This window comes from Paraburkholderia aspalathi (genome assembly GCF_900116445.1).
Lineage (GTDB): Bacteria > Pseudomonadota > Gammaproteobacteria > Burkholderiales > Burkholderiaceae > Paraburkholderia > Paraburkholderia aspalathi.
Genome location: NZ_FPBH01000011.1, coordinates 119,023 through 132,086 on the forward strand (window position 1 = coordinate 119,023; position 13,064 = coordinate 132,086).

At 63.3% G+C, this 13,064-nt stretch carries 11 protein-coding genes; 8 read left to right on the forward strand and 3 right to left on the reverse strand.

Annotated elements, in window-relative coordinates:
• Nucleotides 1-50 precede the first annotated feature (50 nt).
• Nucleotides 51-1,742: an AMP-binding protein gene (locus BM438_RS18535; RefSeq protein WP_093636161.1), complete on the reverse strand. Its 1,692-nt coding sequence runs from the start codon at nt 1,740-1,742 to the stop codon at nt 51-53.
• Nucleotides 1,743-1,849: 107 nt separating this feature from the next.
• Nucleotides 1,850-2,983, reverse strand: a complete 1,134-nt coding sequence (locus BM438_RS18540) for an acyl-CoA dehydrogenase (protein ID WP_093635962.1) — start codon at nt 2,981-2,983, stop codon at nt 1,850-1,852.
• A 289-nt stretch (nt 2,984-3,272) separates the two neighbouring features.
• Between BM438_RS18540 and BM438_RS18545 the strand changes: the two genes are divergently transcribed.
• The 6 genes from BM438_RS18545 (at nt 3,273) to BM438_RS18570 (ending at nt 9,707) form a co-directional block, all read left to right on the forward strand.
• On the forward strand, nt 3,273-4,328 hold the full coding sequence (locus tag BM438_RS18545; protein ID WP_093635964.1) for an AraC family transcriptional regulator: 1,056 nt from the start codon (nt 3,273-3,275) through the stop codon (nt 4,326-4,328).
• Between the two features lie 82 nt (nt 4,329-4,410).
• The gene (locus BM438_RS18550) at nt 4,411-6,069 is read left to right on the forward strand and encodes an NfeD family protein (RefSeq protein WP_093635966.1); all 1,659 of its coding nucleotides are present in this window, start codon (nt 4,411-4,413) and stop codon (nt 6,067-6,069) included.
• Nucleotides 6,066-6,839, forward strand: coding sequence for a slipin family protein (locus BM438_RS18555; protein ID WP_093635968.1), 774 nt, complete (start codon nt 6,066-6,068; stop codon nt 6,837-6,839). The genes BM438_RS18550 and BM438_RS18555 overlap by 4 nt, the downstream gene beginning before the upstream one ends.
• A gap of 138 nt (nt 6,840-6,977) precedes the next feature.
• Nucleotides 6,978-7,235, forward strand: coding sequence for a DUF4148 domain-containing protein (locus BM438_RS18560; protein WP_093635970.1), 258 nt, complete (start codon nt 6,978-6,980; stop codon nt 7,233-7,235).
• Nucleotides 7,236-7,686: 451 nt separating this feature from the next.
• Nucleotides 7,687-8,988, forward strand: a complete 1,302-nt coding sequence (locus BM438_RS18565; protein WP_093635973.1) for an NCS2 family permease — start codon at nt 7,687-7,689, stop codon at nt 8,986-8,988.
• Between the two features lie 179 nt (nt 8,989-9,167).
• Nucleotides 9,168-9,707 (forward strand): cytochrome b, encoded by a 540-nt coding sequence (locus BM438_RS18570; RefSeq protein ID WP_093635975.1) that lies wholly within the window; start codon nt 9,168-9,170, stop codon nt 9,705-9,707.
• Between the two features lie 264 nt (nt 9,708-9,971).
• Here the strand turns inward: BM438_RS18570 and BM438_RS18575 are convergent, their stop codons facing one another.
• A complete protein-coding gene (locus BM438_RS18575) occupies nt 9,972-10,262 on the reverse strand; it encodes a DUF1488 family protein (protein WP_074287282.1) in 291 nt (96 codons plus the stop codon).
• Nucleotides 10,263-10,681: 419 nt separating this feature from the next.
• Between BM438_RS18575 and BM438_RS18580 the strand changes: the two genes are divergently transcribed.
• Both BM438_RS18580 and BM438_RS18585 read left to right on the forward strand, forming a co-directional pair.
• Nucleotides 10,682-12,682, forward strand: coding sequence for a sigma-54-dependent Fis family transcriptional regulator (locus BM438_RS18580; protein WP_093635977.1), 2,001 nt, complete (start codon nt 10,682-10,684; stop codon nt 12,680-12,682).
• 73 nt (nt 12,683-12,755) lie between these two features.
• Complete coding sequence (locus BM438_RS18585) at nt 12,756-13,055, forward strand: 2Fe-2S iron-sulfur cluster-binding protein (protein ID WP_093636163.1); 300 nt, start codon at nt 12,756-12,758, stop codon at nt 13,053-13,055.
• Nucleotides 13,056-13,064 lie beyond the last annotated feature (9 nt).

Below are 13,064 nucleotides of genomic sequence, written 5' to 3' on the forward strand. Positions count from 1 at the left end.
CCTGTGCGGTGGCCGTGTATCGGCCGGCCAGTGACTGGAAATAAAAATAATCAACGCAGATCCGGGAAGTCTTCTTCCCAATACTCGCCCGGCAGGCGCGCGGGTTCGGCTTCGCGCTCCATTTCGCGGCGCCGCAATTCGACGCGGCGGATCTTGCCGGAGATGGTTTTCGGCAGCTCGCTGAATTGCAGGCGGCGAATCCGCTTGTACGGTGCGAGTTTTTCGCGCGAGAACGCGAAGACGGCACGCGCGAGTTCGGGGCTCGCTTCATAGCCCTGGCGCACGGTGACAAACGCTTTGGGCACCGCGAGGCGCAACGCATCGGCGCTCGGCACCACGGCGGCTTCGCCGATCGCTTCGTGTTCGATCAGCACGCTTTCGAGTTCGAAGGGGCTCAACCGGTAATCGGAGGATTTGAAAACGTCATCGGCGCGGCCGACGTAGACGTAGTAACCGTCATCACGGCGCAACGCGACGTCGGAGGTGTGGTAGAAGCCGTTGCGCATGGCTTGCGCCGTGGCGTTGGCATTGTTCGCGTAGCCGGTCATCAAACCGAGCGGACGTTCGGCCAGAGGCAACGAGATTTCGCCTTCGGTGACGGGTTGATCGTCCGCATCGAGGAGCTCGATTTTGTAGCCCGGCAGCGGACGGCCCATCGAACCCGGCACAACCGGTTGGCCCGGCGGGTTGCCGATCTGGCAGGTTGTTTCGGTCTGGCCGAAACCGTCGCGTATCGTGATACCCCACGCATGCCTGACGCGTTCAATGATCTCCGGATTCAACGGCTCGCCCGCGCCGACGATCTCGCGCAGCTTCACCGGATAGTCCGCGAGATGCTCCTGCACGAGCATGCGCCACACAGTAGGCGGTGCGCACAGCGTGGTGACATTGAAACGCACCAGCACGTCGAGCGTGTCTTTCGGCACGAAGCGCGGAAAGTTGAAAACGAACACGCAGGCCTGCGCATTCCACGGCGCGTAGAAGCAGCTCCACGCGTGCTTGGCCCAGCCCGGCGAACTGATGTTCCAATGGATGTCGTTCGGTTGCAGGCCGATCCAATACATCGTCGACAGATGGCCGATCGGGTAGCTCTGATGCGTATGCTCGACCAACTTCGGCTTGGAGGTCGTGCCCGAGGTGAAGTACAGCAGCATCGGATCGGTGGCGTGCGTGACGCCGTCGGGCGTGAATTGCGGCGCTGCGTCATAGGCCGCGGCAAGATCGATCCAGCCGTCGCGCGGCGTGCCAACCGAGATGCGTGTGAGCGGCACGTCGAGTGCGTCGAACTTGGCGAGCTCCGCGCTATCGACCACCACGAACTGCGCGCCGCCGATCTGCACGCGATCGCGCACGTCGTCGGCGGAAAGCTGGGTGGTGGCCGGCAGCACGATCGCGCCGAGCTTCATGGCGGCGAGCATCACGTCCCAGAGTTCGACGCGGTTCGGCAGCATCAGCAGCAAGCGGTCGCCGCGCCCCACGCCGAGACCGCGCAGGAAGTTCGCCATGCGCGACGAGCGCTCCGACATCTGCGCGTAGGAGAGGCGCAGGCCGTCGCTGGCCGGATCGTCGACGATCCACAGCGCCGGGTTGTCGTTGTCGCGCGCGATCACGTCGAAGTAGTCGAGCGCCCAGTTGAACTGGCCCGGCGTCGGCCACGCGAATTCGCGGTAGGCGCGGTCGTAGTCGGTTCGATGGCGCAATAACAGGTCGCGCGCTTCGAGAAAGCCCTTCGCTGCAGTCATCGTCGTCTCCAATTCCATGCTGGTGGCGCGGTATGCGCTCTGATTTTTGCCTGTGCATTTGCCCTGCCGGCAGGCTATTTTGCGCTCAAACGCCGTTTAATTTGCGTTTAGACGTGGCGCGCAATAACCATCCGCTGCACTTCGCTGGTTCCTTCGTAAATCTGCGTGATGCGAGCGTCGCGATAGTGGCGTTCCACCGCGTAGTCCTCGAGATAGCCGTAACCGCCGTGAATCTGGATCGCATTCGAACAGATCTCTTCGGCGAGTTCCGACGCAAACAGCTTGGCCTGTGACGCCTCGGACAAACACGGCTTGCCTTCCGTGCGCAGACGCGCCGCGTGGTGCACGAGCAGACGCGCGGCGTTCAGCCGAGTCGCCATGTCGGCGAGCATATTGGCGATGGTTTGGTGCTCCTTCAGCGCCTTGCCGAACTGCACGCGTTCGTTGGCGTAGAGGCGCGCAGCATCGAATGCGGCCCGCGCAATGCCGACCGCCTGTGCCGCAATTCCGATGCGCCCGCCCTCGAGATTCGACAAGGCGATGCGCAGGCCTTCGCCAGGTTCGCCGAGCAGATTGGCTTCGGGCACCGCGCAATCGTCGAACGAGATCGGGCAGGTATCCGAGGCACGAATGCCGAGCTTGTGCTCGGGCTTGCCGACGTTGAAGCCCGGCGTATCGGTCGGCACGATAAAGGCCGACAGGCCGCGTTTGCCGCGATCGGGATCGGTGACGGCAAACACGATCGCGATGTTCGCGCGTGCCCCGTTGGTCACGAACTGCTTGTTGCCGTTGAGAATCCATTTGCCGTCGCGCAGCACCGCACGGGTGCGCAGATTGTTCGCCTCAGAGCCGGCTTGCGGCTCGGTCAGGCAGAACGCGCCGATGCGCCGGCCCGTGGCGAGGTCTTGCAGATAGCGGTCCTTTTGCGCGTCCGTGCCGAAGTTCAGAATCGGCCCGCAGCCGACCGAGTTGTGCACGCTCATCAGCGTGGCGCAGGCGGCGCAGCCCGCGGCGATCTCCTCGAGGGCGAGCGCATAGGCCACGTAGTCCGTATAGGAACCACCCCACTCGGACGGCACGATCATCCCAAGAAAGCCCAGCTCACCCATTTGCGTCACGACTTCAGAGGGCAGTTTCGCGTCGCGATCCCACTGTCCGGCGTAGGGCGCGAGACGTTCGGTGGCGAAGTCGCGGGCGGCGTCGCGGATCATCCGCTGTTCGTCGGTGTAGAAGCTATCCATGGCTCGATCCTGTTGTATGCATCGCGTCGCAGCGACGAGGCGCTGCTCGTCATTTGCGGCTCATCGCGGGGGGATGACCGGCTTCGCCGTTGTGTCTCCGGGGCGAGGCGTCCCGCGATGGGTTCAGGCCAAGTGTAGGGAAGCTACTGGACAGGTTCGATGCTCAGCCCGATCATTCTGACTGAGCGCATTTGCCATACCGGTATCATACAAACCCGATTCCAACCGCGTTTTCAAAGCCTTAGCGAAGCGCCCCAAGGAAAATGTTGAGCGCATTTGCCAGATAACCATGAAAAACGTGAAAAACGCCAGGGACGACAAGGGCACGATTTCCGTCAGTCTCGTCGAGGAGGCCCTGACGCTGGCGCGAGCGCGCGGGTTCGAGGCGCTGCCGCTCGCCGAAGCCGCCGGCATCGCGGCAACCATGCTGGCGTCGCCGAAAAGCCGGGTCTCGTCGGCGCAGTACGGCGCCCTGTGGGCCGGCATCGCCCGCGCGCTGGACGACGAGTTCTTCGGCCAGGACTCGCACCGCATGAAGAGCGGCAGTTTCATCGCAATGACGCAGACGGCACTGAGCGCGCGCAACGGCGCGCAGGCGCTCGCGCGGGCGATCGGCTTCATGCGGCTCGTGCTGGACGACCTCGGCGCAGAGATCGAAACGGATGCGCGGCGCGTGCGCTTGCGGTTTGTCGAACGCGAAGGTGCAAGACCGCCCGCCATGTTCGCTTATGCGACCTACTTCATCGTGGTTTATGGCCTGCTGTGCTGGCTGGTCGGGCGGCGCATTCCGCTGATCGAGGCGCGCTTTCGCTGCGCCGAACCGCCCGCCGCGCATGAATACCGTCTGATGTTCTGCGACGACATGGCGTTCGATCAAACCGAGTCATACGTCGATCTATCGCCGGCGTTTCTCGAACTGCCTGTGATCCAGACCACGAAGTCGGTCAAGCCGTTCCTGCGCGATGCGCCCGGCAGCTTCATCGTCAAATACCGCAATCCCGGCTCGCTTGCCGCGCGCGTGCGCAAGATGCTGCGCGCGCTGCCGATGGCCGGTTGGCCGGCCGCCGACCAGATGGCGCTGCGCCTGCACGTCGCCGAAGCGACCATGCGGCGGCGTTTGAAACAGGAAGGCTATACCTATCAGTCGATCAAGGACGACTTGCGGCGTGACATCGCAATCGGCGAACTGCAGGACACCGATCGCACGATCGCCGACATCGCCACCGCCGTGGGTTTTGCCGAACCGAGCGCGTTTCATCGCGCGTTTCGCAAGTGGACCGGGATGCGGCCGACCGACTACCGGCCGGCGCGCGCGGATTTCACGCGCCGCGCGGAATCGGACTAAGCTGTAAGGAGCAGGCCAGCCTTTTTGGGGTATCGGCCCGCGCCGGTCGATACCCATCGGCATGGCGCGGCAGCCGTCAGCGATGAGCACGTATCCGCGCCTCCCGTTCCGGCAGTCTGGTCCGCGCTTTGCGCATATCCGTGGCGGAGTCGTGGGCCGGTTGATGCGCGGCATGACCGCGTTCGGCGCCCTGTTGGCGCTCGGGTTTGCATTGTGCGAAAACGCGCCGCGGGTTGGAGTCGCCGAGGCCGCCGTCGCGCCGAATAGCGTTGTCGTGATCCCGGTGAACGGCGCGATCAGTCCGGCCAGCGCCGACTTCATCGTGCGCAGCCTGCAGCGCGCCGCCGACGAACGCGCGCAACTCGCCGTGCTGCAACTCGATACGCCCGGCGGACTCGATACGTCGATGCGGCAGATCATCAAGGCGATTCTCGGCTCGCCGGTGCCGGTCGCGACCTTTATCGCCCCGAGTGGCGCGCGAGCGGCGAGCGCAGGTACCTATATCGTCTACGCCAGCCATATTGCGGCGATGGCGCCGGGCACCAATCTCGGTGCGGCTACGCCGATTCAGATGGGTATCGGTGGCGCGGAGCCGCCTGCGGGCGGCGGCGGGATGCCCGGTTTGCCCGGCACTGGAGGCGGCGCCGGCGCGCCAAAGAACGCGCCCGGAACGCAGGCCTCTGGGGATTCGGCGAACCCGGCGTCGCCAGCGAACTCTGCCAACTCAGCGAGTGCCGGCAACTCCGCCAGCGCCGCCCTCCCACTCGACACCCAATCCACCGAACTGCGCAAGCAGGTCCACGACGCGGCCGCCTACATCCGCGGCCTCGCGCAAATGCGCGGACGCAACGCCGACTGGGCCGAGCGCGCCGTACGCGAAGCCGTCAGCCTGTCGGCCAGCGAAGCGCTCGCGCAGCACGTGGTCGATCTGAATGCGCGCGACATTCCCGACCTGCTGCGCCAGGTGGACGGCCGCACGATCAACACCAGCCACGGCGACGTCAAACTCAGCACCGCCAACGCGCCGGTGGTCACGCTAGAAGCCGACTGGCGCAGCCAGTTTCTCGCGGTCATCACCGATCCGAACGTCGCGCTGGTTCTTCTGATGATCGGCATGTACGGCCTCTTCTTCGAGTTCGCCAATCCCGGCTTCGTGCTGCCGGGCGTTGTCGGCGCGATCAGTCTGCTGATGGGACTCTTTGCGATGCAGATGCTGCCCGTCAATTACGTCGGACTCGGCCTGATCTTTCTCGGCATCGCATTCCTGATCGGCGAGGCGTTTCTGCCGACCTTCGGCTCGCTCGGCTTCGGCGGCGTAGTCGCGTTCGTGATCGGCGCGCTGATGTTGATCGATACCGACGTGCCCGGTTACGGCATTCCGCTGCCCCTGATCGCGGCCGTGACGGTGTTCAGCGTCGCGTTCGTATTCGGCGTGTCGAGGCTCGCCTTGCGGGCGCGCCGCCGGCCCGTGGTGACGGGCTCGGAAGCGCTGATCGGCAGCCTCGGCGTCGTGCTCGACGGCGGCCTGTCGCCGGACGGTGGTCCGCTGCAGGGCGACGCAACAGCAAACGCGGCAGCGGGCGGCACGCTGGCCGGCTGGGCTCAGATACATGGTGAACGCTGGCGGGTGTCCAGCACGGCCCCGGTCGCGGCCGGTCACGCGGTGCGCGTCACGGCGCGCCGCGGACTGACACTGACCGTGGTGCCCGCGGAAGCACAACAACAAGGAGAACGCTCATGATCGGTTTCACATTCGGCTTCAGCAGCATTCTGATTCTGCTGGTGGCCGCGCTGATTGCATCATCGATACGGATTTTTCGTGAGTACGAACGCGGCGTGGTGTTCATGCTCGGGCGCTTCTGGAAGGTCAAGGGGCCGGGGCTCGTGCTGATCATCCCGATCGTGCAGCAGGTGGTGCGCATGGATCTGCGCACCGTCGTGTTCGACGTGCCGCCGCAAGACGTGATTACGCGCGACAACGTGTCGGTGAAGGTCAACGCGGTGGTGTATTTCCGCGTCGTCGATCCGGAAAAGGCGGTGATCCAGGTGGCGCGTTATTTCGAGGCGACCAGCCAGTTATCGCAAACCACACTGCGCGCGGTGCTCGGCAAACACGAACTCGATGACCTGCTGGCGGCGCGCGAGCAACTGAACGCCGATATTCAGAAGGTGCTCGATGCACAAACCGACGCGTGGGGCATCAAGGTGGCGATCGTCGAGATCAAGCACGTGGACATCAACGAAACGATGATCCGTGCGATCGCACGTCAGGCCGAAGCCGAGCGCGAACGGCGCGCCAAGGTGATTCACGCAGAAGGCGAATTGCAGGCCTCACAGCATCTGCTGGAGGCAGCGCAGACGCTGTCGAAGCAACCGCAGGCGATGCAGTTGCGTTACCTGCAAACCCTCACGACGATCGCCGCCGACAAGAATTCGACGATCGTTTTTCCACTGCCGATCGATCTGCTGAGCGCGGTGCTGGATCGCTTCAGCAAAACGTCGGCGTCCTGAACCGGGGGCGCGCCGCTTCGCGTTTGCCCGCTTTGGATCACGGGGTGAAATGGTGCATTGCCTGCAATCGACTTACTCGGAATGACCATGAAATTTAAAATTTAGGGGTTGTTTTTAACCGCTCCATAGGAGCCAATCATGAAAATCGTCTCTCTCGTTGGACTCGGCGCGTTGTTAGCCGCCGTGAGTATGAGCAGCGCGTTTGCGCAGACCTCGCGGCCTTACGACCCGTCGACGCCGCTAACGCGCGCCCAGGTGAAAGCCGATCTGGCAGCCTGGCGCGCAGCAGGCTACGATCCGCTCGACTGGATCGACTATCCGGACAACGCGCAACGCGCGGGTCGCATCGTCGCCGCGCGGCGAGCGCAGCAGATGGGTGGGAGCACGGCGCAGTAATCCGTCTCATCCTGGCCTTGAAGCGGCGGGCCGGACTGTTCGCGACTGCAAAGGTCGTAGGCGGCGCCGGCCTTGGATGCTCTGCACATCCCTGCTAGAACTGCCTGCCGTTTTAGCCCGAATCGTTCCAATTCACTCCTCCCCACCAGATTCCGCCTGTCCCCACGCCCCCGCAAGCCCACCGTTTCCAGCCGCAACATCGTAAATTCGCTTGCCGCACCGCCCCGCGCGCTGGCAAGGTATCATCTCGCCCCTTCGGCACAGCCCACAGTCACGCAACTCACGCAACTCACGCAAACCGGTGCGCCGCCAATCATGACTACAATCCGCCCGTAGGCTTCGCCGCGTAGTGCATCGGTGCCGTGTCGGACGGCACAGTCGCCCGCTTATTCGCGACGCATTGCCCGTATCAACCACAAGAAACGCTTTTGAACAACGAGAGACCCGCCTCATGGACTCCATAAAACGATACTTCGGCTTCGAAGCCGCCGGCACCAACCTGCGCACCGAGGTGCTCGCTGGGCTAACCACCTTCCTGACGATGGCCTACATCATCTTCGTCAACCCGGCGATTCTCGGCGACGCCGGCATGCCGAAGGACGCGGTGTTCGTCGCGACCTGCATTGTGGCCGCACTGGCCTCGCTGATCATGGGTCTCTACGCCAACTACCCGATTGCGCTCGCGCCCGGCATGGGTCTGAATGCCTACTTCGCGTACACCGTCGTGAAAGGCATGGGCTTCACGTGGCAAGCGGCGCTCGGCGCGGTATTCATCTCCGGCTGCCTGTTCATGATCGTCACGCTGTTTCGCGTGCGCGAGGTGATCGTGAACGGGATTCCGCATTCCATACGCATTGCCATCACCGGCGGCATCGGCCTCTTTCTCGCGATCATTTCGCTGAAGTCGGCCGGTGTGGTGGTCGGCAATCCGGCCACGCTCGTCACGCTCGGCGATCTGCATAACCCGCACGTGATCCTCGCGGTGATCGGCTTCTTCGCGATCGTCACGCTCGACTATCTGCGGGTACGCGGCGCGATCCTGATCGGCATTGTCGGCGTGACGGTGCTGAGCTTTTTCTTCGGCGGCAATCAGTTTCACGGCATCGTCTCCGCGCCGCCGTCGATCGCACCGACGCTGTTCCAACTCGACATTCGCGGCGCGCTCTCCGGCGGCGTGCTGAACGTGATCCTGGTGTTTTTCCTCGTCGAACTGTTCGACGCGACCGGTACGCTGATGGGCGTGGCCAATCGCGCCGGGCTGCTGGTCGAAGGCAAGATGTTCCGGCTGAACCGCGCGCTGCTCGCTGACAGCACGGCGATTCTGGCCGGCTCGATGCTGGGCACCTCGTCGACCACGGCGTATATCGAAAGCGCATCGGGCGTGCAGGCCGGCGGTCGCACGGGTGTGACCGCAATCACTGTCGCCGTGCTGTTCCTCGCGGCGCTGTTTTTCGCGCCGCTGGCGGGCGTGGTGCCCGGCTACGCGACGGCGCCGGCCCTTTTGTATGTGTCCTGCCTGATGCTGCGCGAAATGCTCGATCTGCCGTGGGACGACGCGACCGAAGTCGTGCCGGCCGCCCTGACCGCACTGTTGATGCCCTTCACCTACTCGATCGCCAATGGCGTGGCGTTCGGCTTCATCTCGTATGCCGGTCTGAAACTGCTGACCGGACAGGCGCGCAAAGTGAAACTGGTGGTGTGGATCATTGCGGCGATTTTCCTGTTCCGGTATTTCTACCTCGGCAGTGAATAAGCTGTGGCGGCAATTGACGTGAAGGCGCGGGAGTGAAAGCGCAGCGGCATCGTCGCCGCGTCGGTCACGGTTCGGTCTGGATCAACAATCATTTTATTGATGGGGCCCGTTCTGGTCGGGCACCCTTTATCATCTGATGATTGATAAAAACCAACGAACCGGTCACGGGAGTTCCCTGCATGTCTTCTTACAGCCACAGCCGCGCCACGGACCGTTATACATCGCCCGCCATCTTTTTCCACTGGGCGATCTTTCTGCTGATCGCGCTCGCTTATCTGGCAATCGAAATCCGCGGACCGAAAGGCTCCGACAGCCGGGTCTTCTGGAGCAGCGTGCATTTCTGGGCCGGTACCCTCGTGCTGGGACTGGCGGTCCTGCGCGTGCTATGGCGTCTGTGGGCCCGCGCGCCCGCGGAAATCGAAGGCAATCGCCTGCTCGCCTTTCTGGCGCGGGCTGCACATCTCGCCCTGTACATTTTTATCTTCGCGCAGCCGCTGCTGGGCATCCTGATGATCAACACAGGCGGCCATCCAGTCACGCTCGCCTGGGCCAACTTCAGCTTCACATTGGTCGGCGCGGATCCGCTTGCGCGGCCATTGCTCAAGACCGCGCACGAGTGGCTCGGCAATGCGTTTTACTGGGTAATCGGATTGCACGCGCTTGCGGCAATTGCGCATCACGTGGTGTTCAAGGATCGGACGCTGCGGCGGATGGTTTGATCGGTTTCCAGTCTTCGGCGCTTGCGTTTGCAGTATCTCCAACTTACAGCCGCACGAGCGCAGACCTGAGCGGCGCGAATGGCCGCGGCCAGTTGTTGACCCGTTGAGATGCGGACGCCGCGCCTGGGTTTGCGTCTCGTGTTGCTCTTGCGCGGCTGATTCTGCTTTCCTGCTCTACCCGCTCGTTGGGCTTACTTTTGGGCTTACTTTTGGACTGACTTCCGCGCTCTTTTCCGGGCTGACGCCGGACAAGCGCGGATTCGCTCAGTTGCGCCAGTTCGCCTCATAGAAGCGCACGTAGCCGCTTCTCAGCACCAGGCATTGCGCTCGCGTTTCCGATAGCAGGCGCCGTGTGGCCGCTTCGATCCGGGCCCGGTGTGCGTCGAATGCATCGACCATGTCCTCCAGACGCGGCGATGCGGCACCAAAGTGATCTTCCAGCGCCTCAGCGGTGATCATGCACTCCACCCTTTGCCCATCAACCATCGCCGGGAACGCCAAGGTAAGTTCGCGACCTGAATATTCAGGAGTTTCGTTCGGGAATAGGATCTGCATGGGAGTTCACCTGAAAGGTTGGGTGCTGCGCATGGGTCGATTGGTACTGCGCATGCTGGTTAAGACTGGTCGCACCTGCAGCGCGTGTCCCCCTTTTCGAATGCTGATGGCGCGGGTCCGTCACCCCATAGTTTCGCGAGCGCCATACTTCGCGCCCCGCGGAGGTGATTTGATTCACTGTAGACGAGTTCGGCCACTGCGCAAGTTTTCCTTTTTGTTTGCTTGATTTTGGTGCCTGACGTGGTCTTTTGAGGCACTTTTTCTCTCCCGCGCGACCTGGTTTTATTCATGCTGCGCGGCTTTCGCCAGGCTCCTGTTTCGTCCTGTAATATCGGTGTTCGGCCGCAGACGCGTATGTTGCACTGCGGAACGCAACGGCGGGCAACGCACCCGCCGGGTCCGATAACCGGAGACATGCTTTGAGCCATCGTTCTGCCACGCCGCCCACCGTTGGTCGGCCAGACGTCATCGCGCAAGCTCATGCCCGCTCGCTCGAAGTCGGCCTGCGAGCGTCGGAAACGCCGGACTTCCATCCGCTGCGCCGCCCCGCCCTGCGTGAACTCCTCGAACGAAACCAGTCGCTCTATACCCACGCGCTCCCGGTCATGGAGACGCTGCACGCGCAGATCGTCGACACGCAAAGCATGGTGCTGCTCACCGACAATCACGGCGTGATTCTCCACAGTCTCGGTGATAGCGACTTTGTCGAAAAAGCCAATCGCGTGGCGTTGTGCCCGGGCGTCTCATGGGCCGAAGCGGATCGCGGTACGAACGCGATCGGCACCGCGCTGATCGACGGGCAGCCGACCGTCGTGCACGCCGGCGAGCACTTCCTCCATGCGAACCGGATTCTCACCTGTTCGTGCGCGCCCATCGCTGATCCGTTCGGGCGCACCATCGGCGCGCTGGACGTCAGTGGCGACACGCGCGGCTTCCACAAGCACACGCTTGCGCTCGTGCGGATGTCGGCGCAGATGATCGAAAATCATCTGTTCTCCAATCAATTCGTCGATGCCATTCGCATTCACTTTCACGCGCGTGCTGAATTTATCGGCACGCTGTACGAAGGGCTCGCGGCGTTCGCGCCGGACGGCACCTTCCTGTCCGCGAATCGCAGCGCACTGTTTCAATTCGGGCAGCCGCTTGGCGAGCTGTTACGGCAACCGTTCGACGCGCTGTTCGGGATCACCTTTGCGAAAGTGTTGCAGCAGATCGCCCGCGCACCAGGCGAAAGCATCGAGCTGACGCTGCCGAGCGGCGTGCGTGTGATCGCACGCGGCGAATTTGCGGCGCCACGTTATGTTGGTTCATCAGAAGGCTTTGCTGACGTAACGCGTACGGCCACGTCCAGCGGCGCGCGTGCTGCGGCTCAGTCCTGCGAGGTGGCACCGCTCGCCACACTTGAAACGCTCGATACCGGCGATGCGGCGGTCGCGGCGATCCTGCGACGAGTCGCAAAGCTGCGCGGACGCGATATTCCCATTCTCGTGCTCGGCAAAACCGGTACCGGCAAGGAATGGCTCGCCCGCGCGATCCATCACGATTCGCCGCGGCGGCATGCGCCCTTCGTCGCACTGAATTGCGCATCGTTGCCCGACACGCTGATCGAGGCAGAGTTGTTCGGCTATGAAGACGGCGCGTTCACCGGCGCGAAGAAACGCGGCAGCGTCGGCAAGATCGTGCAGGCCGATGGCGGGACGCTGTTTCTCGACGAAATCGGCGACATGCCGCTCGCCCAGCAAGTGCGCCTGATGCGCGTGTTGCAGGAGCGCACCGTTGTGCCGCTGGGCGGCACGCGGGCGATTCCGGTCGATCTGCGCATTGTCTGCGCAACTCACCGCAACCTGCGCGAGATGATCGAAGCCGGCACCTTCCGCGAAGACCTGTATTACCGGATCAACGGGCTCGTCGTCACTTTGCCGGCGCTGCGCGAGCGCAGCGATCTGGCGAGGCTCGTCGAACGCATGCTGGCATTGCAGCCGGATGGCGAGCGGTTACCGCGTCGCGTGTCCGATGAGGTGCTGGAACGCTTTGCGCAATGCCGCTGGCCAGGTAATCTGCGGCAATTGGCCAACGTGCTGCGCACCGCCAGCATCATGGCCGAAGGCGCGCAGCAGATCGAACTCGAGGATTTGCCGGAAGATTTTCTGCAGGATTGCGAGGCTTCGCCGGTCAACGTCCGCGCCCAGGCGCACGGGGCGCTGTCGGACAACGTCAATGGCAATGGCGGCAACGGACGCGACAAGCCAGCTGCCGAGCCCGCGAATGCGTCGCCCGCGCGGATGGAGGAATGGCAGACCACATTGATTGCGCAAACGCTCGCGCGACTCGACGGTAATGTGTCGGCAGCGGCACGCGAGTTGGGGCTTGCGCGAAATACGGTGTATCGGTATCTGCGGCGTGGAAACACGACGCATTGAAATGGCAGCGCCGGAGCCTGGGCGTTTGGTGTGAACGTGTAAAGTGTGGCGCAATCCGTCACCGATTCACACGATGTCCGACTCTACCCGCCCACCTCTCGTTCGTGTCGAGCCGCTCGGCCAAAGCTTCGAAGCGCCCGATTCGCTGACGATCCTTGAAGCCGCCAGCTTTGCGAATCTGCGTCTGCCGCGCTCGTGCCGCAACGGCACATGCCGCACCTGCCTATGCAAAATGACGTCGGGACGCGTGCGCTACACGATCGAATGGCCGGGTCTTAGCCGGGAAGAGAAAGCGGAAGGCTACATCCTGCCGTGTGTGGCGATCGCGGAAACGGACGTGGTGATCGAGGCGCCGGACGCGGTCGAAATCTAGCAGCGAGTG

Bases quoted from the DNA above. Each gene is read 5' to 3' on its own strand.
- BM438_RS18555 (WP_093635968.1), top strand. From the start codon at position 6,066: ATGATCGGTTTCACATTCGGCTTCAGCAGCATTCTGATTCTGCTGGTG.
- BM438_RS18550 (WP_093635966.1), top strand. From the start codon at position 4,411: ATGAGCACGTATCCGCGCCTCCCGTTCCGGCAGTCTGGTCCGCGCTTT.
- BM438_RS18575 (WP_074287282.1), bottom strand. From the start codon at position 10,262: ATGCAGATCCTATTCCCGAACGAAACTCCTGAATATTCAGGTCGCGAA.
- BM438_RS18535 (WP_093636161.1), bottom strand. From the start codon at position 1,742: ATGACTGCAGCGAAGGGCTTTCTCGAAGCGCGCGACCTGTTATTGCGC.
- BM438_RS18585 (WP_093636163.1), top strand. From the start codon at position 12,756: ATGTCCGACTCTACCCGCCCACCTCTCGTTCGTGTCGAGCCGCTCGGC.
- BM438_RS18570 (WP_093635975.1), top strand. From the start codon at position 9,168: ATGTCTTCTTACAGCCACAGCCGCGCCACGGACCGTTATACATCGCCC.
- BM438_RS18545 (WP_093635964.1), top strand. From the start codon at position 3,273: ATGAAAAACGTGAAAAACGCCAGGGACGACAAGGGCACGATTTCCGTC.
- BM438_RS18540 (WP_093635962.1), bottom strand. From the start codon at position 2,983: ATGGATAGCTTCTACACCGACGAACAGCGGATGATCCGCGACGCCGCC.
- BM438_RS18560 (WP_093635970.1), top strand. From the start codon at position 6,978: ATGAAAATCGTCTCTCTCGTTGGACTCGGCGCGTTGTTAGCCGCCGTG.
- BM438_RS18565 (WP_093635973.1), top strand. From the start codon at position 7,687: ATGGACTCCATAAAACGATACTTCGGCTTCGAAGCCGCCGGCACCAAC.